The following is a 24,091-nucleotide window of genomic DNA, read 5'->3' as shown; positions in this document are numbered from 1 at the left end:
CGACTACCAACCCGGGCTGATTCCATACACCATCGCAATCACCGCCACCGATGCCAGGCCAACAAACACATTCATTGGCAAACCGACACGAACAAAGTCGCCGAAACGATAGCCCCCCGGGCCGAACACCATCATATTGGTTTGATACCCTAGCGGTGTGGCGAAACTGGCCGACGCTGCCATCATTACCGCAATCACAAAAGGCTCAGCCGGAACCCCCATGGTGCCGGTCATTGAAAGTACTACCGGAATGACCAATACAGCTGCCGCGTTATTAGTGATCACCTCTGTAAGCACGGATACGGAACAATAGACGAGGAACAGAGCCAACAGAACATGCCCTTTACTCAGGCCAAGAATAGCCCCTGCAACGAAAGTGGCCGCTCCTGTCTCCTGCAATGCGGCACCCAACGCAAAGGAAGCAGCGATAGTAAGCACTACCGGAACGTCCACTGACTTCTGTGCCTGCCCTATAGAGCAACATCCGCTCATAATCATCAGCGCAGCGCCCAGCAAAGCAGCGTTCAGCATGCTGAGAACACCACAGGCCGCCAACCCCACCAGCACAACCAGGATACCCCAGGACAGCCAGGCACGGTTGTGCCTGGGCGCCTCAGTTTCCAGATCATTAATAAGCAGAAAATCCTTGTTGTAACGCTGACGACTTACAAACGCCGGTCGGGCCTCCAGCAACAGCACATCGCCGGGTCGGAGCCGTATATTGCCAAGGTTGCCTGCAACGCGTGCCCCGCCTCGAGCGACCGCCAGAACAACCGCCCCGTAACGCTCCCGGAACCGCGCATCCCGAATGGTCAATCCCAGCACCTCTGACTGGGGAGACAAAGCCGCCTCCATTAAGCAACGCTCAGCACGATGCTGACTCAGACTGGGTTCATCCGCGTGTTCGGAAGGTACAATCCCGTTAATTCGAAGCAGATCGGAGATTGCCTGGGTATCCCCTGCAAACACGAGTCGGTCACCTCCGCACAGACGCTCCTCAGAAGGCACCGCCGTCACCACGCTGCCAACACGCTCTATCTCAACCAAGTAGAGCCGCTCAAGTTCTCTCAGGCCCGCTTCACCAACAGTTTTGCCTACTAATGGTCCATCAATGGCTACTGCCACTTCCAGAGTAAACTCTCTCATGGAGCCAAATTTATGCCGGTCTTCCCGATTTGGAAGTGCCCGCGGCATGAACAGCAAGATTGCGGCGATTCCCAGAACCGCCACAGGCAAGCCAACCGCGGTGATAGAGAAAATGGACAGCCCGGCGTCGCCGGTGAGCTGTTCGTATTGGCCGTTAACAACCAGGTTGGTGCTGGTGCCAATCATGGTCAGCGTGCCACCAAGGATGGCGGAGTAGCTGAGCGGAATCATCAGCTTGGACGGCGGGATACCAATCTTCCGGGACCAGGCATGAACCGCCGGTATCATGGTGGCCACAACGGGGGTGTTGTTGAGGAAGCCGCTCAACAGTGCAACTGGCAGCGTGATGCGCGCTTGTGCTGAGCGAACAGTTTTGGGATTTCGGAGCAGGTGCCTGACCAGCAAATCAACCCCGCCAGAATGATGAATACCTGCGGCCACTACAAATAGAGCTACCACCGTAATCAGACCCGTATTACTAAACCCCGAAAGGGCTTGGCCAGCCGAAATAATGCCACTGGCACTGAGCACAATGAGCACAACCATCAGAACCAGATGCGGCGCGTAGCGTCCTGAGCTCATAAGTACAAGCGCGGCGCCGGCCATGCCGAGCGCAAACCATCCCTGCCAGTCCATTACGGTTCTTCCCGATCAGAAAACCGGCAGGATAACGAGCCTGAAGATCAATTAAAAAGAATAACTACATCTTTTTATAGGTTAAAATAGAATATAAGGTAATTAGCCGCCGACATCCGCCATATTGCCGTATGCCTCCAGCCAGGCTCTTCGGTCTGACGCACGTTTCTTGCCCAGAAGCATATCCATCCGGCTGTCTGTGTCGTCGCCGTCTTCAATGGTCAGCATAACCAGCCGACGGGTATCGGGCGCCATGGTGGTTTCGCGGAGTTGCAAGGGGTTCATTTCACCCAGTCCTTTAAAGCGGGTGACCGAAATTTTGCTTTTGCGCTTCTCGGCTTCAATACGATCCAGTATTCCTTGTTTCTCATGCTCGTCGAGGGCATAAAAGGTTTCCTTACCGAGATCCACACGGTAAAGCGGTGGCATGGCAACAAACACATGGCCTGCAGCAACAACGGGCCTGAAATGCTTGAGGAACAGCGCGCACAACAGGGTTGCGATGTGCAGACCATCAGAGTCGGCATCCGCAAGAATACAGATTTTGTTATAACGCAGGCCGCCAAGCTGATCCGAGTTGGGGTCTACGCCTATGGCGACAGCAATATCGTGGATCTCCTGGGAAGCCAGAATTTCGCTGGAATCCACCTCCCAAGTATTCAGGATTTTACCGCGCAAAGGCATCACCGCCTGAAACTCACGATCGCGGGCCTGTTTTGCAGAGCCTCCAGCAGAATCCCCTTCAACCAGAAACAGTTCAGAGCGAGCGGTATCACCACCAGAGCAGTCCGCCAGCTTTCCCGGTAAAGCCGGGCCGGAAGTTACCCTTTTACGGGCCACCTTCTTGCTGGCCTTTAGCCTGCGCTGGGCATTGCTGATAAACAGCTCCGCCAGCACTTCAGCCACATCAGTATGTTGGTTCAGCCATAAGCTGAAGGCATCCTTTACCACACCGGAAATGAACCCTGCAGCCTCCCGCGACGACAACCGCTCTTTGGTCTGCCCCGAAAACTGCGGTTCCTGCATTTTAAAGGAAAGCACATAAGCCGCTTTTTCCCAGATATCCTCAGGAGAAAGCTTAACGCCTCTTGGCAACAGGCTACGGAACTCACAAAACTCCCGCATAGCTTCGAGCAGACCAGTACGCAGGCCGTTTACATGGGTGCCCCCCTGAATAGTTGGAATCAGGTTTACGTAACTTTCCATAACCGCTTCGCCGCCTTCCGGAAGCCATTGAATGGCCCAGTCAACCGCTTCATTCTTGCTGGAAAAACTCCCGATAAAGGGTTCCAGAGGAACCACCTCTACATCTACCAAGGCAGAGCGTAGATAATCACGAAGCCCCTCTTCATAGAACCACTCATCTTTTTCGCCGGTTTTTTCCTGCGTAAAGGTTACTGTCAGACCAGGACAAAGCACCGCTTTCGCGCGCAGGTTGTGGCGCAGGCGGCTCACAGAAAAATTCGGGCTGTCGAAATACTTGGCATCGGGCGTGAATTTGATGCGCGTACCGGTATTGCGCTTGCCAACTGTGTCGATAACTTCCAGCTCAGTGGCCTTATCGCCATTGGCAAACGTCATGTGGTGGAGTTGGCCATCACGTTTTACGCTGATCTCAAGGTGCCGTGATAATGCGTTAACTACCGACACCCCAACGCCGTGCAAACCACCGGAGAAGTTGTAGTTACCCTGAGAAAACTTACCGCCCGCGTGGAGCCGGGTGAGAATCAGCTCAACCCCTGAGAGTCCTTCTTCCTTGTGAAGGTCAACTGGCATACCTCGGCCATCGTCTTCAACACTCAAGGATCCGTCTGAATAAAGCACTACATCAATACGGCGGGCATGCCCCGCCAGGGCTTCATCCACACTGTTATCGATGACTTCCTGGGCCAGGTGATTGGGGCGACTGGTATCTGTATACATGCCAGGGCGCTTACGCACTGGATCCAGGCCGCTCAGTACTTCAATGGCATCGGCGTTGTATTGTTGCTCACTCATAGGATGGACGTGACTCCGCAGGAAAAAAATCGTGTCCTTAGCTTATGGATTCACAGCCAAAGATCAACGGCTGATTGCAGTTAGCACCCGGAAACGAAACCTCAAGGATTTAAAACCAGATCCTTGTCCCGAATGCCTGACACCCGAATTTCCGGCCAATCATGCGCCGGAACTGCCACCACCACACAGGCCGATGTAATAACCTGAGTGGTCATAGTGCCCGGCGCCGGGGAGCGAACGACAACGGAAAGCTGAAGAGGGCTCTTGGTGTTCTCAGCATTGGCCGAAACCAGGCTAACACTGTAACCACCGGTTGGTTTCTCACCCAAGGTGACAAACAGCAGATGTTCTTTTTCAAGGTCAACCTGCCGTAACTGCTGAACAGCTATATTCTGAGCCGGTAGATCAAGTAACTGTTGCAATCGTTCGGGAGTCTGTACATAAGCCAGTCCGGGCCCGCTCAGGCCACAATGAGCTGACTGGATCACCTGTCGCGCCAAAAGCTCGCCGGGCTCGGTTTCAACAACGTCTGAAGATGCACAGCCCGCCATCAACAAATATCCGGCCAACAAAATGACCACAGGCACGCCTGACCCTACCTTTCTGCATACTGCTATCAACGTTCAGCTCCGATTGTTTTGGGTGCAACCACATCATTCGAATGTGGCTCTTTCAATTTGTAACCGGTAAATCCGGGACGGGGGAGTACATCAGGCGTTGCAGCCGAAATAGTCGGGCGAAAATAGCCTGTTGCCATACGGATACCCGTCAAGTCGGTACTCTCATCGACCGTAATCACTTCTCGCATGCCCGTTACCGGATACTCTGCACATGCCTCTCCTGATTGACAAATGATACCGTCGTTATCCAAGTCTGTACCTGCTACCAGATAGTAATCGCCCGGAGGCACATCCGCAAAACTAGCGCCTTGCCGCCCATCATCCAGACGAAAACCAAACTGATACGTTCCATTTATGGCCGTCATGGAAAGTTGAGCGGCCGCTTCAAGCTGACCTTGCGCATTCGGTTCCGTATATACCAGTAACACGAAGTGCCGGCCCGCGTTGCGTGCACTTTCATCCGTTACCAGCTCAGCCACCACAGGAATTTCGAGAACTCGCGCGCTATCGGTTGTGTAGTTCACCTCCAGTCTGGTGCGCACCGGAACATCCGGTTCGAGTGCCTGCTCATCAAGCGCCACAGTAATTGAAAACGGCGGGACCGAAGAAAGAGTCACATCAAGCCATGCAGGGCTCGCAATGGCCGGATTGATGGCCAGACTATTGGTTTGGTCACCCAACACCTGCAACTCAATGGTCTGAAATGGCCTTGTTTCCGACGACAAGCTGATTGCTGCAGGCGATGCGGACAAAATGGTAACAGAAGGATTTTCGATGGCGGCCAATATTGCCTTGCCCGAGTCAATTACACCATACCCCAGCGCATCTGACCGACCTCCAGCAACAGGCGTGGTGAGCTGGCCAGCGGCGAGCCAGGAAGCCAGTGTTCCGGCATTCAGATCAGGTTTGAGGCTTTTCATGAGCGCAAACACACCAGCAACGTGCGGGGCCGCCATGGAGGTACCCTGCAGGCCGGTATAATCTGGCTCAAACCCATCGGGCCCAAGGCTTGCGCTTGCGCTGATGACCAGATCAGCCAAACCATCGAGGTTTGCGTCCCTGCGCACATCACCCCCGGGCGCTGCGAGGTCAATCCAGGAGCCAAAATTGGAATAGCTGGCAAGACTGCCACCCGCATCCACTGCACTTACCGAAAACACGCCCTCCGCTGCAGCCGGGTATGCCGGCGAAGAGCTTGCCTGATTACCCGCTGCCGCCACCACAATCACGCCATTGGCGACGACGTCATCAATAGCACTCTGCAACGCTGGGATTTTCGGCAAACCGCCGAGACTTAAATTAATGATATCTGCCTTCACCGGTGTGCTAGCGCCAACCCAGCGGATCGCATCGATCAGGTCAGTGGACGATCCGATACCACCTTCCCCCAGAACCCTGACTGGCAAGAGTTCAGCGCCGAAGGCTACACCAGTTCCACCGAGTTGGTTCGTGGCACTGGCGACAACTGTACCTGCGACATGAGTCCCGTGAAACACATTGTTACCCGCAGCGTTGCCTGGATCCCTTGGGTCGTTATCCCGGCCTGGCGGAACATCGTTGTCGAATTCTGCTGACACGAAATCAGCTCCGGCGGGGACTGGGGCCACCACATTGGCTGCCACATCCGGGTGCCAGCCAGAAGCGCCTTTGAACAGCCCGGTATCCAGCACCGCCACTTTAATGCCTGTCCCTCCGCCGGGAGCAAGCTGCCAGGCAGCGGGCATATTGATCAGATCGTAATGCCACTGTTTCGGATACAGCGGCTCATCAAGCGGTCCTTGAGCCGACACGAGATAGTCCGGTGTCGCACTCACAACTCCGGGTTGTTGTCTCAGTGTATCGATCCAGCCCAGGGTATCCTGCTCGTTTACAGATTGCTTTGACAGGCGATTGGCGGGCATAGCTACCAGCCAATGCTGATGATCCAGCGACCGGACAGCATTACCTGGGACCTGGCTGGATGCGGACACGCGCGTGCCTTCATGGCCAGCCATGGCGACAATGGCTCTTCCCGGAACAAAGGCATGTCGAGGCCAATCAAGATTCAACGCTAAAGACTGAGTACCGGCTGTTTTTGAAAGTACATAGCGGACTGGCGGAGGGTCAAAATCGCCGGCGGACACCACCACAATATAGTCACCTGGAGTCTCGGTTACTGGCAGACTAACGCTGGCCGAAAGTAGCTTGTTAATCGGATCAGTAGTTTGCGACTCCAGCTCTGTCCCATCCAGGCGCCGCAATGTCAGTGTTACAAGGGGACCGTCAGCGTCCTCGCTGAAGGTGCGCAGGGACAAACGCTCACCCGGTTCGAACGGTACCCGGAAGTGGTCTTCCGGATCCTTTGGGAAATCATCAAAAGGGCTGCTGGTGCCACGGGAATCTTCCTTAAAACTGACATATCCCGCGAGTATGAAGGAAGCAGGAAGCAGCTGGGGCTCCGTCAGTGGGAGCCTACCCAGAATAAGGCCGTCCGCTGTATCAGCGTCAACCCGGGTATTGGCCTCAATATCGATGGAACCGGCTACAACTATTCTGGCCGGGGGTAGCAAAACATCACTGCCTCCACCGCCACTTTCATCAGGCGGCGATGAGCTGCCGCAGGCACCCAATGTCAGCGAGATTGCAAGGACAGAAGCTACCCGATTAGTTCTATACGCCATAACGCCCGCTCCGAATCGCGATCTAATGAGATACTCGCACTCTCATTGTAGTTCGGATTCAGAACGGGGGTTACCAACTCTATTTAAAGGGCGTAAAACAGCATAGGCACAAAGGCCACCAGTAGCAGCGTTGGCCCCATGACGGCTACGGGCAACAACAACCGCTCGTAACGATGCCAGAAAGAACCAACACGCTCTGCTGCCAATACTTCACTCTCCCCCACAACCTGTCGGGTAAGCAGATGGTTCAGCGCCACTGGCGGGCTTAGATAGCCCAGCTCAAACGCCACCAGACATACAATCCAGAAGTGCAATGGATCGATGCCCAACTGTATGGCTGGCTGGGCTACGGTTGCCGATACCAGTATGACTGCGCCGAAAGGATCCATCACCATGCCAATCACCGTCAACAGAAGCACAATCACAAGCATGGCAAGCCACGGGCTGGTCAGGTGTTCCGGGAACAGGGCGTGAACAATATCAGACCGCTCAAGAATCCCCCCAAGGCAAATTGAGAAACCAATCAGCGCCAGCAAAGCCCCAATGTGCACCGCCGAATCACTGGCAGCTGCGCAGCTTCGCCCCCAGAACGCCTGTACGCGAGATTCGTTGTCTTCACGGCTGCTGCTATCGGCATCAAGGAACACGAGCGCAAGCATCACCAACGGCAGAATCATCGGCGCACTGTACTCGTTGAACGACAGCCCCAGGACCACATAGATAGCGAATATGACAGCCACAGCCAGGGCCACATAGGGCATTAAGGGTTTGAGCTGTTGCAACGATGCCCGGAACGCACCCGGAGCCGGACGTGGCCGCCAGTTACCTTCCGTTTTGCATACGATGATTGAGAACAACGAGGCTGACATTATGAATACCCAGAAGCCCCAGCCGTACATTTCCGTGGTGGTAACTTCCTTGTTCAGAGCCGCAACGACGACAATCAGCAAGCACGGGTTCAGCACCACACCAAGGCTTCCCGACATCGCGGTCGTCGCAAGTGCCAACTGCCGCCCTGCACCGGCTCGGCGCAACTCATCGTAAACCACGCCACCGACGGCAAGAATGAAGATGCCGGATGCGCCGGTAAAGGCGGTCGGGAAAGCCGTCGCAAAGATAATGACGGAAGCCAACATGGGTGCCGGCAGGTTGTATGGCTTGATTACGTTCAACAGCAACTCTGGCAAACGAGTCTGCTTCAGAACCATACCCACCAGAACATAGAGCCCGATGTTGATAAACATCGAAGACAGGTTGGACATCATGCCGAAGTAGATCGCGAGCCCGGAAGCGTAGCCATCTACAAAGAAAAAGTAGCCCATGGCAATCAGGCCCATGGTGCAATACAGCGGCACAACCAAACCCGAAGACAGCGCCAGCCCACCCGCTCTTACGTGCTTGGGAACCTTCAGAAAACGCAGAGTATTTATCACCATGAACAGGCCAAACACGACCGTCCAGGCATACTGAAGTATGACCGTAGATTCAGCCCCGGGCGAACTGGCGAGCCGGCCCAGATAGGCATTCATGGAGAACACCATCATGCCATTGACCATAAGCTGCACAGCTTGGCTCAGTCGCCACTCGGACCGGTTTCTGGGCAGCCGAAGCGCTATATGATCGGCATCCATGGCTGCTATTGCCGCTGCCATCGCAAAAATCGCAATGAACAGGTACTTCGTCAGCTCGATATTATCCAGCAGAAACGTCGCCAGCCCGCCCTCAAAGGCTTTGAACACACCCAGCGCAGGCGTCGCATGCTCAAGATTACTTTGGTAAGCAGCATGTTTCTCAGCACACAGTGCAAGGTTTCGTTCCAGCGATGTACGAATGGCTTGCGGGTTAGGCGGGGAATCGAACAGGTCGTCGGGATCTGGCTTGTACGCGTCTACCCGCTTACGGACCTCTGCCTCAATATCCATTTCCATACGACATGAAGGCTCTATCGCATCTGGATTGAGCAAGTAATAATTCGGCCATGTCTGCTCGCCAACCCAGAGCAGGCGGGAGTGGAGAGAATTCCCCATTCCCAGCAAAAGGGTAACAAACAGCAACAACAGAAGAATAGCCCCGTGCATCTTCCGCACGGGGTACAGAGTTCTTACAGCAGGGGCAGTTAACGCTTGCCAGTTCATGCGTATTCCGCCCTGTTATTCCCGGTTTTCCGAGGTGCATTCCGAGGCAGACGGATTACTGGAGCAGCGAATTTTGCTCAGCAAACCCAGCATTTTCGGGTGGTACACGTCAGGCGCGCCATTCAAGCCGTCGCGCATTTCAATCCGGTTCTGGCGGAACATTTCCTGATATCCCTGAATGTCTTTTTCAGGAATACGAACCCACTTTTCTTCAGGGATGGCCGCTTCCTGCTTTTTAATCAGGTTCATAGCTTGTGGGAACATGTCCCAGGCAACCTGTCGGGACGCCTGAGCGGTTTGATCGTCCAGAACACCTTCACGAGCAATAACCTGGATCGTCAGCTGCGCCAGGGGATAATCGACAATGCCACCCTTGCTGCCTATACCTTTGTATAGCTCAAGTGCTTCGTATGCAAAAGCAGGTGCGTAAGCTGTATCAACAGAGCCATTATTGAATTTGCCGGCAAAGTTGGTGATATCTGAAGGAACAACCGTTGCCTTGAGGTAGTTCACCATGTGAATGGCGTCTTTCTGGTAGTCCAGAGTCGCCATTCGCTTGCCTGCCAGAGCGCTTGCGGTATCCATGCTACGGTCGTTAACAAACAAGTACCCGGCGCCGGCAGGGACAATTCCTAGCACCTCGTAACCATCCTGTTTCATCAGCGGTGCCGCTTTTGCTTGCGCCAGTGTCGCCAGAAGCGTTTCGAGATCGTCGTAGGTCGGGAGTGCGCCAACAGCACTAACGGTTCCGGTAAAACCGTTAAATGGACGGGTGCGCAGGTCGGTTGCGGCAACGGCATCGCACTGGCCAGCGTTGAAATCGCCTACAGCAACACCCTCATCGGTGTAGGGTTTCAGATCAAAGTCTACACCGTGCGACTTCATCTCAAGCGCATAGTCCTTAACCATATTAAACATGTCACCGTTCGCGCCAATCACATCGAAAACACACATTTTTACGGTTTGGGCCGATGCCAGGGGTGCGATGGCAGCAAGAGTAAGAGCGGTGAGGGATCTGCGGATCATAACAATCTCCGGTTCATTGTTGTGTTTATAGTGAGTTCATTAAGCGACCGACCATGGACGCCGGAGTTGCTCGCTCAGAGCAGGCCATCCAGGCTCATGGTCTCAATGTTTTCGTTGTTTCGTTCAGAGCTCATTTTCCCGAAGAACGCCTGTGGTGTTCTATAGCCATACTCGGCAGTCCAGTATTTGTCTGAGGAAAACTGGATGATGGCGCGAGCCACATGGTCAGCCAGGCGATACTTTTCCCACACCTCAATAGTGTCGTCAGCTTCTGCAAAGCGGTGGATGACGTCAGCCAGAACATCCGTGCGCCCAAAAGTTTCTGCGGCAACAGCTTCAAGTGCCATTGACGCGCGCATACCCGCTTTTACGCCCATAGCAGAGCTGTTTTCGAGTACTTCCCAGGGATCGGGAGACAAATCCGGACGGGTGTCTGGCAGCAGCAGCCAAACCATGGCGCGAACGGCATTGGGCAACCCACCTGTTTTTTCGTTATCAATACAGGTTGCTGCACGCTCAGCCTGAGGAGCTATATTGCGTGGTATCCCAGCACGGGCACCTGAGTTGGCATCATTTACAACGGCCTGCAAACCGGTCAACAGGCCAAGAAGGAACGTAATCTCGTCTTGTTCGCTGTACAGGAACGGGCATTCAAGGGGTTCTTTGGCCGGGTCGAAATCGTAGGCCGCCATAGCTCTATTGAAAGCCATCAAGCGGCGTTCAGCAGTGAGGGCGTATAAGCGTTTGGCTCGTTCGCGGGAGTCTTTGGCTAAAGGCACATCGCCTTCATAATCCGCCCGCAGGTAATCAAGCTCGGCCTCCCACGCACGGTACTCCATGCAATTGGCCGCTAACAGCATCAACAACGACCCGCTCGTATCTGGCGCATCGTTGATTCGCGAAAAGGAGTAGATCAGGGGGTCAACGCCTTCCCCTAGCGCACAGGCCATTTTGGGGTCAGACATCTGCATAACGTAAGGAGTGGCTTCACTCTCAGCGTAACCCGCCAGCACAGTCCCAGTGACTTTGTGTATGGGGTTTGCGGAACACCCTGCAAACATTACTGCCGTTGCCATTAAAACCAGTTTGTTGCGCGTCGCCGCAAGACGACCTGCATACGTTGCCAATATGGACATGTTAAATCACTCTGCTTTGCTTTGTTTTTATCTGGGTGGAATGCAGTTGGTTCTGTCATTCCGGAAGCAAGAGTGCGTTGAAAGCTGTCCTACAAAAATGGCTCGTTTGCCGGCAGGCCCATGCCGATCAGGCCAATGGCCTGAAATGTCCGGTTCTTTTTGGTGATATTTTGACTTAAAACAATAACTTCGAAAATATACGCCTGCACACACCTTGAAATTAATTTACTCACAAAATGCATGCAGTCACTACAAAGTGCCAATTCTGGCGCTAGCCCATGCCAAGCATTGCCACCACTTGGTCGGTTAACCCATCCCGGGTCAAGCCGCCACGATCCGGGCGGTACCAGGTTACGGTCCAGCTAAGGGCTCCCGTCAACATACGGCGCACCACAAATGGATCGGCTTTTAGCGCGCCCTCTCCTTCAAGGCCGGTCAATACATCCAGCCACAAGGCTTCGTATCTATCCCGAAGCTCCAACACTTCAGTCCGAGAGGCTTCAGACAAACTGCGCCATTCATACACCAGAACGGCCATGGCCTCCCCCGTCTGGCCGTTAATGGACTCCAGCTCTGCGCTTATGAGTGCTCTGAGTTTTTCCCGATTGGATTTCGCTTCACCCATGGCGGCCTGCATCACGGCCGTGTTCAGCCTGATGGTTTCGACCATAACCGCTTTAAGAATTTCTTCTTTGGTTCGGAAGTGGTGGAAAAGACTCCCCGACTGAATGCCCACCGCAGCGGCCAGGTCTCTCACTGTGGTGCGCTCATAACCTTTTTCACGGAACAGGCGCGCGGCTTCCCGAAGCAGCCGTCCGCGGGCACTGTCTGATGCTGATACCAGGTTATCGGCGATAAGTGACTGAAGTATTTTTTCTTGATTCACGAGCGTATCCAGCGGCTTTACAGAGAAACTGCATTCTACCTGAGATTTGCCTGTTTACAAACCAAGCGCTTGCTTGGTATTGTTTGGTTAACGGTTCAACCGTTGCCGGCACACATCCGTGATACCCAAGGCAACACAGCTACAGGATGCACAGACATGACGAATTCACCGAAGACTATCCGGATTGGTTGTTCCTCCGCTTTCTGGGGCGACACTGAAACGGCCGCAGCGCAACTGGTTCACAAAGGTGGTATTGATTATCTGGTCGCCGACTATCTGGCCGAAGTTACCATGTCGATCATGGCCGGCCAGAAGATGAAAGACCCCAGCCAGGGCTATGCACGGGATTTCGTTGAAACAGTCATGGGCCCTCTCCTTGCTGACATCAAAGCAAAAGGGATTCGCGTACTGACCAACGCCGGCGGCGTGAACCCGGTCGCTTGCCGTGACGCTTTGCAAGCATTATGCGAAAAGGCCGGCGTAGACATGAAGATTGCTCTGGTTCTCGGGGATGATCTGCTACCCCAGAAACAGGCCCTGAGCAAAGCGGGTATTACCGAAATGGCCACCGGCGCACCTATGCCCGCAATGATGGTTAGCCTGAACGCTTACCTTGGTGCATCTGGTTTGGCGGCTGCCTTGGATCAGGGCGCAGACATTGTTCTTACTGGCCGGGTGGTCGACAGCGCTTTGGTGCTCGCGCCTCTGGTTCACGAATTCGGCTGGGACTGGAAGGACTACGACAAACTGGCGCAAGCCAGCCTTGCCGGCCACCTGTTGGAGTGCGGAGCGCAATCTACCGGCGGTAACTTTACCGACTGGGAAGACGTTGCTGATGGATTCGCCGATATGGGCTTCCCGATTGCTGAAGTCAGCGAAAATGGTGAGTTCGTTGTTACCAAGCCGGATGGCACGGGTGGCCTGGTAAGTCGTGGCACGGTCGCTGAGCAACTGGTTTACGAAATTGGCGATCCCCGCGCGTATCTACTGCCAGATGTCACCTGCGATTTTACGGATGTAGAGTTGATCGAAAGCGGCCCGGACCGTGTGACCGTTCGTGGCGCCCGCGGGTTGCCGCCCACCGACAGCTACAAGGTATCCGGCACTTGGCCCGATGGCTTCAAATGCACCGCAACCTTCCTGCTTGCTGGCATTGATGCTCCTAAGAAAGCCCAGGCAGTGGCCGAAGCCATTCTCACGAAAACATCGCGCCTGTTCCAGGAGCGCGGCCTGCCAGACTACACCGAAACCAGTATCGAACTGCTGGGCACGGAAGCCACGTATGGCAAGCAAGGTCGCTGCCAGGGCACGCGGGAAATCATTGTGAAAATCAGTGCAGCCCACGCAAAGAAGGGAGCCTTGGTGCTGTTCTCCCGAGAGATCGCACAAGCCGCTACCGGCATGGCACCTGGCCTGACTGGCATCGTGGGTGGGCGGCCAGCCGTTTGGCCCAAAATCCGCCTCTATTCCTGCCTGGTCCCCAAGAGCGACGTAACGGTTTCTGTTGATGTGAACGGACAGCTAACACCCATTGCTGTCGATTCCACAGGTGGCTTCCAGCCCGGTCTGATCAAGGATCAAGCCTCAATCGAAGCCGCATCGGCGACCGATACCACTGTGCCCCTGATTGATTTGGCCTGGGCACGCAGCGGCGACAAAGGCGACCACAGCAACATTGGCGTTATTGCTCGCAAACCTGAGTTCGTTCCTTTTATTGCAGCCGCATTGAGTGAAGAAGCTGTGGCGGAGTGGATGGCTCACACACTCAACCCTGAAACCGGCAAGGTTACCCGCTGGACACTGCCCGGGCTCTACGCATTCAACTTCCTGCTGGAGCACAGCCTGGGCGGAGGTGGCGTAGCCAGCCTGCGCATTGATCCGCAAGGCAAGGCATTTGCTCAACAGTTACTGGAGTTTCCAGTGCCAGTGCCTGCCGGGCTATTGGCCTCCTGAGTCGTCAAGAAGGATTTGGAATTATGAGCTATCAATCGGTTTTCCGCCCTGACCTATTCAAGGGCCAGACTTTTATCGTAACCGGTGGCGGTTCTGGCATCGGCCGCTGCACGGCCCACGAACTCGCGTCTCTGGGCGCCAACGTTGCGCTTGTAGGTCGTAAAGTCGAAAAAGTTGAAGCTGTAAAAGCAGAGATACTTGAAGACGGTGGCACTGCCTCGGCCCACGTGTGCGACATCCGTGAAGAAGAGTCGGTTAAAGCCACAGTGAAGGCAATTATTGAAGAGCACGGCGGCCTGCACGGTGTGGTGAATAACGCTGGCGGCCAGTTCCCCTCACCTCTGGCCGGCATTAACCAGAAAGGCTGGGAGACAGTGGTTCGCACCAACCTCACCGGTGGCTTTTTGATGGCACGAGAAGCTTACACCCAAGCCCTGTCAAAAACAGGCGGCTCCATCGTGAACATTGTGGCAGATATGTGGGGCGGCATGCCCGGCATGGGTCACTCAGGTGCGGCAAGGGCGGGCATGGTGAACTTCACCCAGACCGCCGCTGTGGAATGGGGCACCTCCGGCGTTCGAGTGAATGCGGTTGCGCCAGGCTGGATCGCCTCCAGCGGCATGGATAACTACCCCGAGCACATGAAGCAGTGGATTCGCAGCCTTGGCGATAACGTGCCCATCAAGCGCATGGGCACTGAATCTGAAATCAGTGCGGCGATCTGCTTCCTGCTTAGCCCCGGCGCGTCCTTCATCAGTGGCGATTGCCTGCGCATTGATGGCGCTGCCTCCCAAGGCACCCGGATATGGCCACTGCCCAAAGCAAAAAACAATGAGCCCTTCAATGGCTTCCACCGGGCTGTAACGCCCAAAGTGCTCAGCGAGGATTGAGGATACGTTTATGCAAACACTGGAAACCAGCGTTAACCCGCAATCGGATGAATTCCGTGGTAACACCGAGGCTATGGAAGAACACATCCGGACCTTCCGTGATGTAGAACAAAAAGTTCTCGACTTGGCAGAAGCAGCACGGGAAAAGTTCACCAAGCGCGGAAAGCTCCTGCCCCGGGATCGCATCAACCGTTTGCTGGATCGTGGCACGCCTTTCCTGGAGCTATGCTCTCTAGCCGGCTACAAAATGCACGATGACAAAGACGGCAGCATGGCCGGTGGCGGCATCATTGCAGGCATAGGTACCGTTAGCGGCATCCGCTGCCTGATTCTCGCCAGCAACAGCGCCATCAAAGGCGGCACGATTACGCCAGCAGGCCTGGATAAAACCCTGCGCCTGCAGCAGATTGCCAAAGAGAACAAACTTCCGGTTGTTTCACTTTCCGAAAGCGGTGGCGCCAACCTAAATTACGCTACGGATATTTTTGTGCAGGGTGCACGGGGCTTCGCTAACCAAGCCCGTATGTCCGCTGCGGGCATTCCGCAGGTTACCGTTGTACATGGCAACGCCACTGCCGGCGGCGCCTACCAGCCCGGCTTGTCGGATTACGTAATCGCTATCCGTGGCAAGGCCAAAATGTTCCTGGCCGGCCCACCGCTGCTAAAAGCTGCAACCGGTGAAATAGCCGACGACGAGGAGCTTGGTGGTGCAGAAATGCACGCACAGGTTGCCGGTACCGTTGAATATCTGGCCGAGGACGACGCAGATGGCATCCGCCAAGCCAGGAACGTCATGGAAGCCCTTCCATGGAACGAACTGCTCCCCCCTATGCGCGAACTAAAATGGGATGAGCCTCTTTACCCTGCTGAAGAGCTGCTGGGCGTTATCCCCTCAGACTCCAAAAAGCCATACGACGTGCGCGAAATTCTGGCGCGCATCGGTGATGGTTCCAAGTTCATGGACTTCAAAAATGAGTTCGACAGCCAGACCGTATGCGGCACCATTCGCATAGAAGGACACGCTGTCGGCATCATTGGCAACAATGGCCCGATCACCCCGGCCGGTAGCGCAAAGGCAGCACAGTTTATCCAGCTCTGCGACCAGGCAGGCACCCCGCTACTGTTCCTGCACAACACCACTGGCTTCATGGTGGGCACGCATTCCGAGCAGAACGGCATCATTAAAAACGGATCGAAAATGATCCAGGCGGTTGCCAACTGTCGCGTGCCTAAAGTTGCGGTTGTGATTGGCGGTTCCTACGGCGCGGGCAACTACGCCATGTGTGGTCGCGGCCTTGACCCCCGCTTCATCTTCGCATGGCCCAACAGCCGAACCGCCGTTATGGGCCCAGCCCAGGCTGGCAAGGTTATGCGCATTGTGGCGGAAGATAAACAGCGCCGCAGCGGCGTCGAGCCCGATCCCAAAACCCTCGATTTCCTGGAACAAGCCACTGCCAAAAAACTGGAAGATGGCTCAACAGCCCTGTTTGGTACAGCTCGGTTATGGGATGACGGCCTGATCGATCCACGGGATACCCGAAGAGTTGTGGCTCTGGTACTCGACATGTTCCGGGAAGCCGATACGCGCCAGCTCCGACCCAACACCTTTGGCGTAGCCCGACTCTGATCGGCGCTAATCCAGACTGACGACATACTGGTAATCAAAAGATAGAACACGTGCTTCAAACGAACGAAGGCACGAACCAAAAAACAGCAGGAGAATAACACCGTGAAATTTACAGCCGAACACGAAGCTCTGAGAAAAACCGTCCGCGATTTCGTGCAAAAAGAAATCAACCCCCATTGCGACGAGTGGGAAGAAGCCGGCCAATTCCCCATCCGGGAAATATTCAAAAAACTGGGCGACCTTGGTGTACTAGGCATCCAGAAACCTGAGGAATATGGCGGCATGGGGCTGGACTACAGCTACAACCTCGTTGCAGCTGAAGAACTGGGCATGGCCAACTGTGGCGGCGTACCTTTGGCAATTGGTGTTCAGACTGACATGTGCACGCCTGCTATCGCCCGCTTCGGCTCAGACGAACTGAAGCGCAGCTTTCTGGCGCCGGCCATTACCGGCGACATGATCGGCTGCATTGGCGTGAGTGAGGTAGGTGCTGGTTCCGACGTGGCAGGCCTGAAAACCACAGCCAAGAAAGACGGCGATGATTACATCATCAACGGCTCCAAAATGTGGATCACTAACAGCCCTCAGGCAGACTTCATTTGCTTGCTGGCCAACACCAGTGATGACAAGCCCCACAAGAATAAATCACTGATCATCGTACCCATGAATTCCCCGGGCATCACCATGAGCCCACACCTGAACAAGCTGGGCATGCGCTCCTCGGAAACTGCCCAGATCTTCTTTGACGACGTTCGTGTTCCACAGCGTTATCGCATTGGTGCCGAGGGCACCGGCTTCATGATGCAGATGCTGCAATTCCAGGAAGAGCGCATGTGGGGCGCTGCCAACGTTATCAAAGCGCTGGAAAACTGCATCGACCAGACCATTGAATACTGCCGTGAGCGCAAAACCTTCGGTACACCGCTGATCGACAATCAGGTCATTCACTTCCGCCTGGCCGAGCTGCAGACAGAAGTAGAGGCCCTGCGCGCCTTGACCTACAAAGCCTGCGAACTGCACGTTGAAGGCAAAGACGTAACCAAACTCGCCTCCATGGCCAAGCTGAAAGCCGGTCGTCTGGGCCGTGAAGTTACCGATAGCTGCCTGCAATACTGGGGCGGCAACGGCTTCATGTGGGACAACCCGGCATCCCGTGCATTCCGCGATGTTCGCTTGGTGTCTATCGGCGGCGGCGCCGATGAAATCATGCTGGGTATCATCAGCAAGATGATGGGCATCTTGCCTGGCAAGCCCAAAGGCTGAATCACGGAGCACAGCTGGCACCCCGGCACGGCTGTTCAGGACACGCCCACAAGTACATCCTTGTAGGGCTTGAATCGGGCCATCCATGGCCCTCAACAGTCCTGAACAGCCGTGCCGGGCCGCCAGCTCCAGACATTCTTCTTGGAGTCGTTTTATGGAAACCTTGCCTCACTGCGAAACACTGCTTCTGGAAAAACAGGGCCCAGCCCTGCACGTCACCATCAACCGGCCGGAATCCCGGAATGCCATGAGCCTGCAAATGGTGGCAGAGCTGTCCACAATCTTTACCGAAGTGGAATCTGATCCCAGCATCCGCGCCGTGGTCATCCGCGGCTCCGGCGGCCATTTCTGTGCTGGTGGCGACATCAAGGATTTAGCCGGTGCCCGCAGCCAGAAAACCGGCGAAGGCGAGGCCGACCCCTTCTATGTTCTGAACCGCGCCTTTGGGGCGATGATTCAGCAAGTGAACGAATCCTCCAAAGTCGTCATCGCCGTCACCGAAGGTGCGGTAATGGGCGGCGGTTTTGGTTTGGCCTGCGTCTCCGACGTTGCTATCGCGGGGCCCACCGCAAAATTCGGCATGCCGGAAACCTCCCTCGGCATCATCCCGGCCCAGATCGCACCGTTTGTAGTAGAGCGAATCGGCCTCACCCAGGCCCGCCGGCTTTCCCTTCTCGGTTTGAGAATTGGTGCCGAAGAAGCCTGTTCACTGGGCATTGTTCACCAGGTCGCATCATCCGATGTAGAGCTGGAGGACATGCTGGCGCACGCTGTTGAGCGTGTTCGCAACTGCGCACCAAATGCCACAGCTGAAACCAAGGCTCTGCTTCACCGAGTTGGACACGAATCCATGAGCGGGTTACTCGACAGCGCCGCCGAAATGTTCGCCGCAGCCGTTAGAGGCAATGAAGGCAACGAAGGCACCATGGCATTCATGCAAAAGCGTCCACCAGCCTGGGCAGACACGAAGTAGGCTCGTGGGAGTGAGTGCCGGTGGGCGAGCGTTCAGGAAATGCCGTCGGCCATTCACGATCAGGCATACCGATTCAAATGATTGCGGAGCGAGTGAGAGGGAAAGAGGCTTCCAGAAAATGTTGGAGGCCAAGGACGGCCGGAAACAAGCGCACATGGATGTGCTCGTAGCGGTTTTCTGGAAGCCTCTTTCCCTCTCACTTGCGGCCTAGCACCGATTAAGAGTAATAAGCCATGTTGAAAAAGTTACTAATAGCAAACCGGGGCGAAATCGCAGTCCGCGTTATTCGCACCGCCAAAGCCCTCGGATACCGCACCGTCGCCGTATACTCCGAGGCTGACGCCAATGCCATGCACACCGAACTGGCAGACGAAGCCGTTTGCATAGGGCCGGCCCAAGTATCCGCGTCTTACCTGAACGCCGACGCCATACTCGATGCCGCCCGCAAAACAGGCGCCGACTGCATCCATCCGGGTTACGGTTTTCTCTCCGAGAACTCAGGCTTTTCAGACGCCTGTAAAGAAGCTGGCATCGTATTCGTAGGCCCCCCAGCGGGCGCCATCGAACTCATGGGCAGCAAGCGACGCTCTAAAATCGCCATGCAAAAAGCCGGCGTACCGGTTGTTCCCGGATACGAAGGCGACAACGCCAGCGACGAGGAACTCATTGCTGCAGCAGCTGACATCGGCTACCCGCTGATGATTAAAGCCTCTGCCGGCGGCGGTGGCCGGGGCATGCGTCTTGTGCACAGCGAATCCGAACTGGCCGACAACATCAAACGGGCGCGCTCCGAATCCAAGCAGGCATTCGGCGACGACGAACTGATACTCGAAAGAGCGGTAATCGAACCCCGCCACGTAGAAATTCAGGTGTTCGCCGATCAGCACGGCAATGCCGTATACCTCGGCGAGCGGGACTGCTCCGTACAGCGTCGCCACCAGAAAGTCGTTGAAGAAGCACCCTCCCCCTTCGTGACACCGGAAATCCGGGTCGCCATGGGCGAAGCTGCCGTAAAAGCGGCGCTGGCCTGTAATTACGAAGGCGCAGGCACCGTCGAATTCCTCGTCGACAAAGACCGCAACTTCTACTTCCTGGAAATGAACACCCGCCTGCAGGTAGAGCACCCGGTTACAGAATTGATCACCGGGCAGGATCTGGTCGCTTGGCAGCTTACCGTTGCCGAAGGCCTGCCATTGCCCCTGGCTCAGAATGACATCGAATTGAACGGCCACGCCATCGAAGTCCGGCTGTACGCGGAAGACCCATCCAACGGCTTCACGCCCCAGACCGGCCCACTGCATATTTTCCAGCCTGCGGAAGGCGAAGGCCTGCGTTATGACACAGGGGTGCGCTCCGGTGATGAAGTTACACCGCACTATGACCCCATGCTTGCAAAAGTCATCGCTTGGGGTGAAAACCGGGATGAAGCACGCCGCCGCTTGATTCGCGCTTTGGAAGATACAACCGTATTTGGTGTCACAACCAACCGGTACTTCCTCGGCCGCATCATTGCCGACAGCACCTTTGGCGCCGGTGAAGCAACCACAGCATTCCTGCAACAGGGCTTCAGTGAAGACCCGTCACTGCAGCCAGCCAAACTGCAAATCCGCCAGCTTGCCATTGCAGCCTGTGTACTGGCCCACGATACAGCCGGTAACAAAGCCTGGAGCAACGCACCCGCCACGAACACACCCATGAAGTTGGCCGTCGGCGACGAAACGGTTGAGCTACTGGTACAAAGCAGCGGCAACAAAGTGTCCTGCAGTCTCGGTGACGAACATCACGAATTGGTCGTGACCAGCCTGAATAACGGCATTTTATGCATTATCGACAACAACATTCGTCAGCGTTGCCAATATCACCGCGCTGGGGATTCCCTATATTTGCAGGCGTTCGGAGAGTCGTGGTCGGTCACTGATCTCACTCACCAGCCTGCGGCAGGTGCTAATGGTGCCGGTAGTGGGCGCATTCAGGCCTCTATGGACGGCGCCATTATCGACGTTTTGGTAGAACCCGGCCAAACCGTTAGCCAGGGCGACACCCTCGTCATACTCGAAGCCATGAAGATGGAACACCCGGTCAAAGCCGACTGCGACGGTGTCGTAGCTCAGGTACTGACCACCAAAGGTGACCAGGTCAAGCGTAATCAATTGTTGGTGGAAGTGACCACCGGCGAAGCATCCGAACAGGAGAATCAACAGTGAACACATTGAAAAACCAAACCGTATTTATTACCGGCGCCAGCCGGGGCATCGGCCGTGCCATCGCCCTCGCCTGTGCACGCCAGGGCGCAAACGTGATTATCGCGGCAAAGTCAGACACACCTCATCCCAAGCTGCCAGGCACCATCCACACCGTAGCGGAAGAAGTTCGTGCGGCCGGTGGCCAGGCGCTGCCGGTGGTACTCGACGTACGCGATGAAGATCAGATCAAGCAGCGTATCGATGAAGCCGCTGAACACTTTGGCGGCATTGACGCCCTGATCAACAACGCCGGCGCCATTCGCCTGACTGGCGTAGAGAATCTGAAGGTAAGTCGCTTCGATCTCTTGCATCAAGTGAATGCCCGCGCTGTGCTTGCCTGCAGTCAGGCCGCCCTACCCTGGCTCAAAAAATCCAAGCGCGCCCACATTCTGAGCATGTCACCGCCGCTGAACCTTGACCCGAAATGGTTTGCTCAGTTTGGGCCATACACCTCCACAAAATACGCCATGACCATGATCAGCATTGGCATGGCCCAGGAGTTTAAACGCTACGGTATCGCCGTTAACACGCTCTGGCCGAAAACGCTTATCTCGACCGCGGCCATTGAGCATGAAGCGGGCGGAGCGCAAATGATGGCACAAGGCCGGACTCCCGAGATCATGGCAGATGCAGCGGTAAGCATCCTGAATCACTCTATTGAAGAGATGACAGGCCAAAACCTGATAGACGAAGACGTGCTGCGCCAGGACGGCGTAACCGATTTTGAAGGCTACCGTTATGAGGCCAATGACAAGCCGTTGTTGCCAGACCTCTATCTGGACTAGCCCAAACTTATAATAACACCAGACGGAAAGACTATGAGCCAAGATAAAGTTACTGGGATGGACCTGATGCGCAGCCTGCCAGGAGTCTTCAAACGACTCCCGGCAATTGCCAAAGGCTATTACTATTACTCAGTGAAGGATGCGCGCAAACCTCTCACCCTCGGAACTCTCGTAGAGAAGAATGCCGAAAAATACCGGGAAAAAACGGCTATTTTGTTTGAGGATCGCAGCATAACCTGGGGCGAGTTCAATGCCTGGTCCAATCGCATTGCGGCTTATCTTCAGGCTCAGGGTCTGAAAAAGGGCGATTCAATTGCAGTATTGCTTGAGAATCGCCCGGAGATTCTGGCAGTGGTTTCAGGCGCGGCCAAGATTGGCGTTGCCTGTGCCATGCTGAACTCCTCCCAAAGAGGAAAAGTGCTGGAACACAGCATCAATCTGATTAAACCGAAAATGATCGTGGTTGGCGAGGAGCTGGTATCTGCATTTGATGACATCAAAGCCGGCGTTCAGCTTGACCACCCCACGCCCCATCTATTTCTTGCTGACACCAACACTCTTAATGCCTTCGGTGATGCGCCCACGGGCTACGCCAACTTGGCGCAGCAGGTCAGTACTTTCAACAGCAACAATCCGGAGCTGAGTGACCCGCCCAGAACCGGAGATACTGCAATTTATCTGTTTACTTCCGGCACAACTGGCCTGCCCAAGGCCGCACCCGGATCACACACCAAGTTCGTAAAAGCCTACGGCGGCTTTGGAATGATGGCGCTTTCAATGACGCCGGACGACGTCTTCTACTGCACCCTGCCCCTGTACCACGGTACTGGCCTGGTGGTGTGCTGGAGTACTGCCCTGGCGGGAGGATCTGCCTTCGCCCTGCGCCGGAAGTTCTCCGCCAGCGCCTTCTGGGACGACGTGCGCCGCTACGATGCAACGGCCTTCGGCTACATTGGCGAACTCTGCCGCTACCTGCTGAATCATCCGCCAAGTGATCAGGATCGCAACCACCGCCTGACGAAAATGCTTGGCAATGGTTTACGGCCTTCCATATGGAATGAGTTCAAAGACCGTTTTGGCATTAAAACCGTGTCGGAACTCTACGCCTCCAGTGAAGGCAACATCGGCTTCAGTAACTTCTTCAACCTGGATAACACCGTCGGCCTGTCTACAGCGCCGTACAAACTGGTGAAATTCCACGATGGCACCCGCGACCCGATTCGCAATGAGAAGGGGACACTGGAAGAAGCCGAAAAAGGCCAGCCAGGCCTGCTTATTGGTGAAAATACCAAAAAATGGACGTTTGAAGGGTACACCCAGAAAGAAGCCACCGAAAAATCCCTCATTCGGGATGCTTTCAAAAAAGGTGACGCCTGGTTCAACACGGGTGATGTTTTGAAATCCATCGGTTGTGGACATCTACAGTTTGTGGATCGAATGGGCGACACCTTCCGCTGGAAAGGCGAAAACGTCTCGACCAACGAAGTTGAGAACATCATCGACGGCTCCGGCATGGTGGAAGAAGCCATTGTCTATGGTGTGGAAATCCCGAAGACCAACGGCAAGGCCGGTATGGTGACTCTGGTTCCGGATATGAGCAATTTCGATATTGCCAAGCTGCTGGACTATATGCGAACGAACCTGCCTGCTTATGCAGTGCCTGTGTTTGTGCGTGTGACTGACGCTATTGAGAAAACGGGTACCTTCAAGTACCGCAAGGTGGATATCCAGAAAGCCGGTTACTCGCTGAACCGTTCAGATGAGGCGATTTATGCGTGGCTTCCTAAAACTGAGGGTTACACGCTGCTGACTCCGGAGCTGGTATCGGATATTGATTCTGGGCAGTTTAGTTTTTGATTATGGTGGTGCCGGCTAGTTATTACTGCCCGCGCCTATAAAGCTTGAGGGGCTGCGTTGGTGGGAACCCCCTCCCAAAAACCGCTACGAGCTTCATAAGCCAAATTCATTTGATCTTTGATATATCTGAGAAGTCGGATAGCCGTGGCTGACAGGCCTCCCCAAAAATGCCGGTGGCCAAGGATGGCCACCGACAAGCGCACATGGATGTGCTCGTAGCGGTTTTTGGGGAGGCCTGTCAGCCACGGCTCTGCACT

At 55.2% G+C, this 24,091-nt stretch carries 16 protein-coding genes; 8 read left to right on the top strand and 8 right to left on the bottom strand.

The features are described 5' to 3' along the window. Positions 1 to 3: 3 nt before the first annotated feature. The 8 genes from RG807_RS12490 to RG807_RS12455 form a co-directional block, all read right to left on the bottom strand. Entirely contained in the window at positions 4 to 1,782 is a 1,779-nt protein-coding gene (locus RG807_RS12490; RefSeq protein ID WP_309045171.1) for an SLC13 family permease, read from the bottom strand. A gap of 102 nt (positions 1,783 to 1,884) precedes the next feature. After that, positions 1,885 to 3,780 carry a DNA topoisomerase IV subunit B gene (gene parE / locus RG807_RS12485; protein WP_309045170.1) on the bottom strand — a complete coding sequence of 632 codons (1,896 nt, stop codon included), beginning with the start codon at positions 3,778 to 3,780 and terminating at the stop codon, positions 1,885 to 1,887. 101 nt (positions 3,781 to 3,881) lie between these two features. Then, a complete protein-coding gene (locus tag RG807_RS12480) occupies positions 3,882 to 4,331 on the bottom strand; it encodes a protease complex subunit PrcB family protein (protein WP_309045169.1) in 450 nt (149 codons plus the stop codon). Positions 4,332 to 4,396: 65 nt separating this feature from the next. Further along, positions 4,397 to 7,060 (bottom strand): S8 family serine peptidase, encoded by a 2,664-nt coding sequence (locus RG807_RS12475; RefSeq protein WP_309045168.1) that lies wholly within the window; start codon positions 7,058 to 7,060, stop codon positions 4,397 to 4,399. An 83-nt stretch (positions 7,061 to 7,143) separates the two neighbouring features. Continuing rightward, positions 7,144 to 9,195: a TRAP transporter large permease subunit gene (locus RG807_RS12470; protein WP_309045167.1), complete on the bottom strand. Its 2,052-nt coding sequence runs from the start codon at positions 9,193 to 9,195 to the stop codon at positions 7,144 to 7,146. A gap of 15 nt (positions 9,196 to 9,210) precedes the next feature. Then, the gene (locus RG807_RS12465) at positions 9,211 to 10,221 is read right to left on the bottom strand and encodes a putative solute-binding protein (RefSeq protein WP_309045166.1); all 1,011 of its coding nucleotides are present in this window, start codon (positions 10,219 to 10,221) and stop codon (positions 9,211 to 9,213) included. A 74-nt stretch (positions 10,222 to 10,295) separates the two neighbouring features. Then, on the bottom strand, positions 10,296 to 11,297 hold the full coding sequence (locus tag RG807_RS12460; RefSeq protein WP_435404676.1) for a hypothetical protein: 1,002 nt from the start codon (positions 11,295 to 11,297) through the stop codon (positions 10,296 to 10,298). Positions 11,298 to 11,628: 331 nt separating this feature from the next. Next, the gene (locus RG807_RS12455) at positions 11,629 to 12,243 is read right to left on the bottom strand and encodes a TetR/AcrR family transcriptional regulator (protein WP_309045164.1); all 615 of its coding nucleotides are present in this window, start codon (positions 12,241 to 12,243) and stop codon (positions 11,629 to 11,631) included. A 156-nt stretch (positions 12,244 to 12,399) separates the two neighbouring features. Between RG807_RS12455 and RG807_RS12450 the strand changes: the two genes are divergently transcribed. From RG807_RS12450 to RG807_RS12415, 8 genes are all read left to right on the top strand, one after another. Then, positions 12,400 to 14,196, top strand: coding sequence for an acyclic terpene utilization AtuA family protein (locus RG807_RS12450; protein WP_309045163.1), 1,797 nt, complete (start codon positions 12,400 to 12,402; stop codon positions 14,194 to 14,196). Positions 14,197 to 14,219: 23 nt separating this feature from the next. Beyond that, positions 14,220 to 15,086 carry an SDR family oxidoreductase gene (locus tag RG807_RS12445; protein ID WP_309045162.1) on the top strand — a complete coding sequence of 289 codons (867 nt, stop codon included), beginning with the start codon at positions 14,220 to 14,222 and terminating at the stop codon, positions 15,084 to 15,086. A gap of 10 nt (positions 15,087 to 15,096) precedes the next feature. Continuing rightward, positions 15,097 to 16,713, top strand: a complete 1,617-nt coding sequence (locus RG807_RS12440; protein ID WP_309045161.1) for an acyl-CoA carboxylase subunit beta — start codon at positions 15,097 to 15,099, stop codon at positions 16,711 to 16,713. 102 nt (positions 16,714 to 16,815) lie between these two features. Then, on the top strand, positions 16,816 to 17,976 hold the full coding sequence (locus RG807_RS12435; protein ID WP_309045160.1) for an acyl-CoA dehydrogenase family protein: 1,161 nt from the start codon (positions 16,816 to 16,818) through the stop codon (positions 17,974 to 17,976). 154 nt (positions 17,977 to 18,130) lie between these two features. Further along, a complete protein-coding gene (locus RG807_RS12430) occupies positions 18,131 to 18,949 on the top strand; it encodes an enoyl-CoA hydratase/isomerase family protein (RefSeq protein ID WP_309045159.1) in 819 nt (272 codons plus the stop codon). A gap of 233 nt (positions 18,950 to 19,182) precedes the next feature. Continuing rightward, positions 19,183 to 21,153, top strand: a complete 1,971-nt coding sequence (locus RG807_RS12425) for an acetyl/propionyl/methylcrotonyl-CoA carboxylase subunit alpha (protein ID WP_309045158.1) — start codon at positions 19,183 to 19,185, stop codon at positions 21,151 to 21,153. Further along, positions 21,150 to 21,977, top strand: a complete 828-nt coding sequence (locus tag RG807_RS12420; RefSeq protein ID WP_309045157.1) for an SDR family oxidoreductase — start codon at positions 21,150 to 21,152, stop codon at positions 21,975 to 21,977. Before RG807_RS12425 ends, RG807_RS12420 begins: the two co-directional genes overlap by 4 nt. Before the next feature lie 33 nt (positions 21,978 to 22,010). Further along, on the top strand, positions 22,011 to 23,834 hold the full coding sequence (locus RG807_RS12415) for a long-chain-acyl-CoA synthetase (RefSeq protein WP_309045156.1): 1,824 nt from the start codon (positions 22,011 to 22,013) through the stop codon (positions 23,832 to 23,834). The last annotated feature ends 257 nt before the right edge of the window (positions 23,835 to 24,091 follow it).

This window comes from Marinobacter sediminicola, assembly GCF_031157525.1.
GTDB classification, from domain to species: Bacteria; Pseudomonadota; Gammaproteobacteria; order Pseudomonadales; family Oleiphilaceae; genus Marinobacter; species Marinobacter sediminicola.
This window is presented reverse-complemented; position numbering and strand designations above follow the sequence as displayed.

What these genes read in the sequence shown, in the direction of transcription:
- RG807_RS12490 (WP_309045171.1), bottom strand. Translation starts at nt 1,782, where the DNA reads ATGGACTGGCAGGGATGGTTTGCGCTCGGCATGGCCGGCGCCGCGCTT.
- parE (WP_309045170.1), bottom strand. Translation starts at nt 3,780, where the DNA reads ATGAGTGAGCAACAATACAACGCCGATGCCATTGAAGTACTGAGCGGC.
- RG807_RS12480 (WP_309045169.1), bottom strand. Translation starts at nt 4,331, where the DNA reads ATGGCGGGCTGTGCATCTTCAGACGTTGTTGAAACCGAGCCCGGCGAG.
- RG807_RS12475 (WP_309045168.1), bottom strand. Translation starts at nt 7,060, where the DNA reads ATGGCGTATAGAACTAATCGGGTAGCTTCTGTCCTTGCAATCTCGCTG.
- RG807_RS12470 (WP_309045167.1), bottom strand. Translation starts at nt 9,195, where the DNA reads ATGAACTGGCAAGCGTTAACTGCCCCTGCTGTAAGAACTCTGTACCCC.
- RG807_RS12465 (WP_309045166.1), bottom strand. Translation starts at nt 10,221, where the DNA reads ATGATCCGCAGATCCCTCACCGCTCTTACTCTTGCTGCCATCGCACCC.
- RG807_RS12460 (WP_435404676.1), bottom strand. Translation starts at nt 11,297, where the DNA reads ATGGCAACGGCAGTAATGTTTGCAGGGTGTTCCGCAAACCCCATACAC.
- RG807_RS12450 (WP_309045163.1), top strand. Translation starts at nt 12,400, where the DNA reads ATGACGAATTCACCGAAGACTATCCGGATTGGTTGTTCCTCCGCTTTC.
- RG807_RS12445 (WP_309045162.1), top strand. Translation starts at nt 14,220, where the DNA reads ATGAGCTATCAATCGGTTTTCCGCCCTGACCTATTCAAGGGCCAGACT.
- RG807_RS12440 (WP_309045161.1), top strand. Translation starts at nt 15,097, where the DNA reads ATGCAAACACTGGAAACCAGCGTTAACCCGCAATCGGATGAATTCCGT.
- RG807_RS12430 (WP_309045159.1), top strand. Translation starts at nt 18,131, where the DNA reads ATGGAAACCTTGCCTCACTGCGAAACACTGCTTCTGGAAAAACAGGGC.
- RG807_RS12425 (WP_309045158.1), top strand. Translation starts at nt 19,183, where the DNA reads ATGTTGAAAAAGTTACTAATAGCAAACCGGGGCGAAATCGCAGTCCGC.
- RG807_RS12415 (WP_309045156.1), top strand. Translation starts at nt 22,011, where the DNA reads ATGAGCCAAGATAAAGTTACTGGGATGGACCTGATGCGCAGCCTGCCA.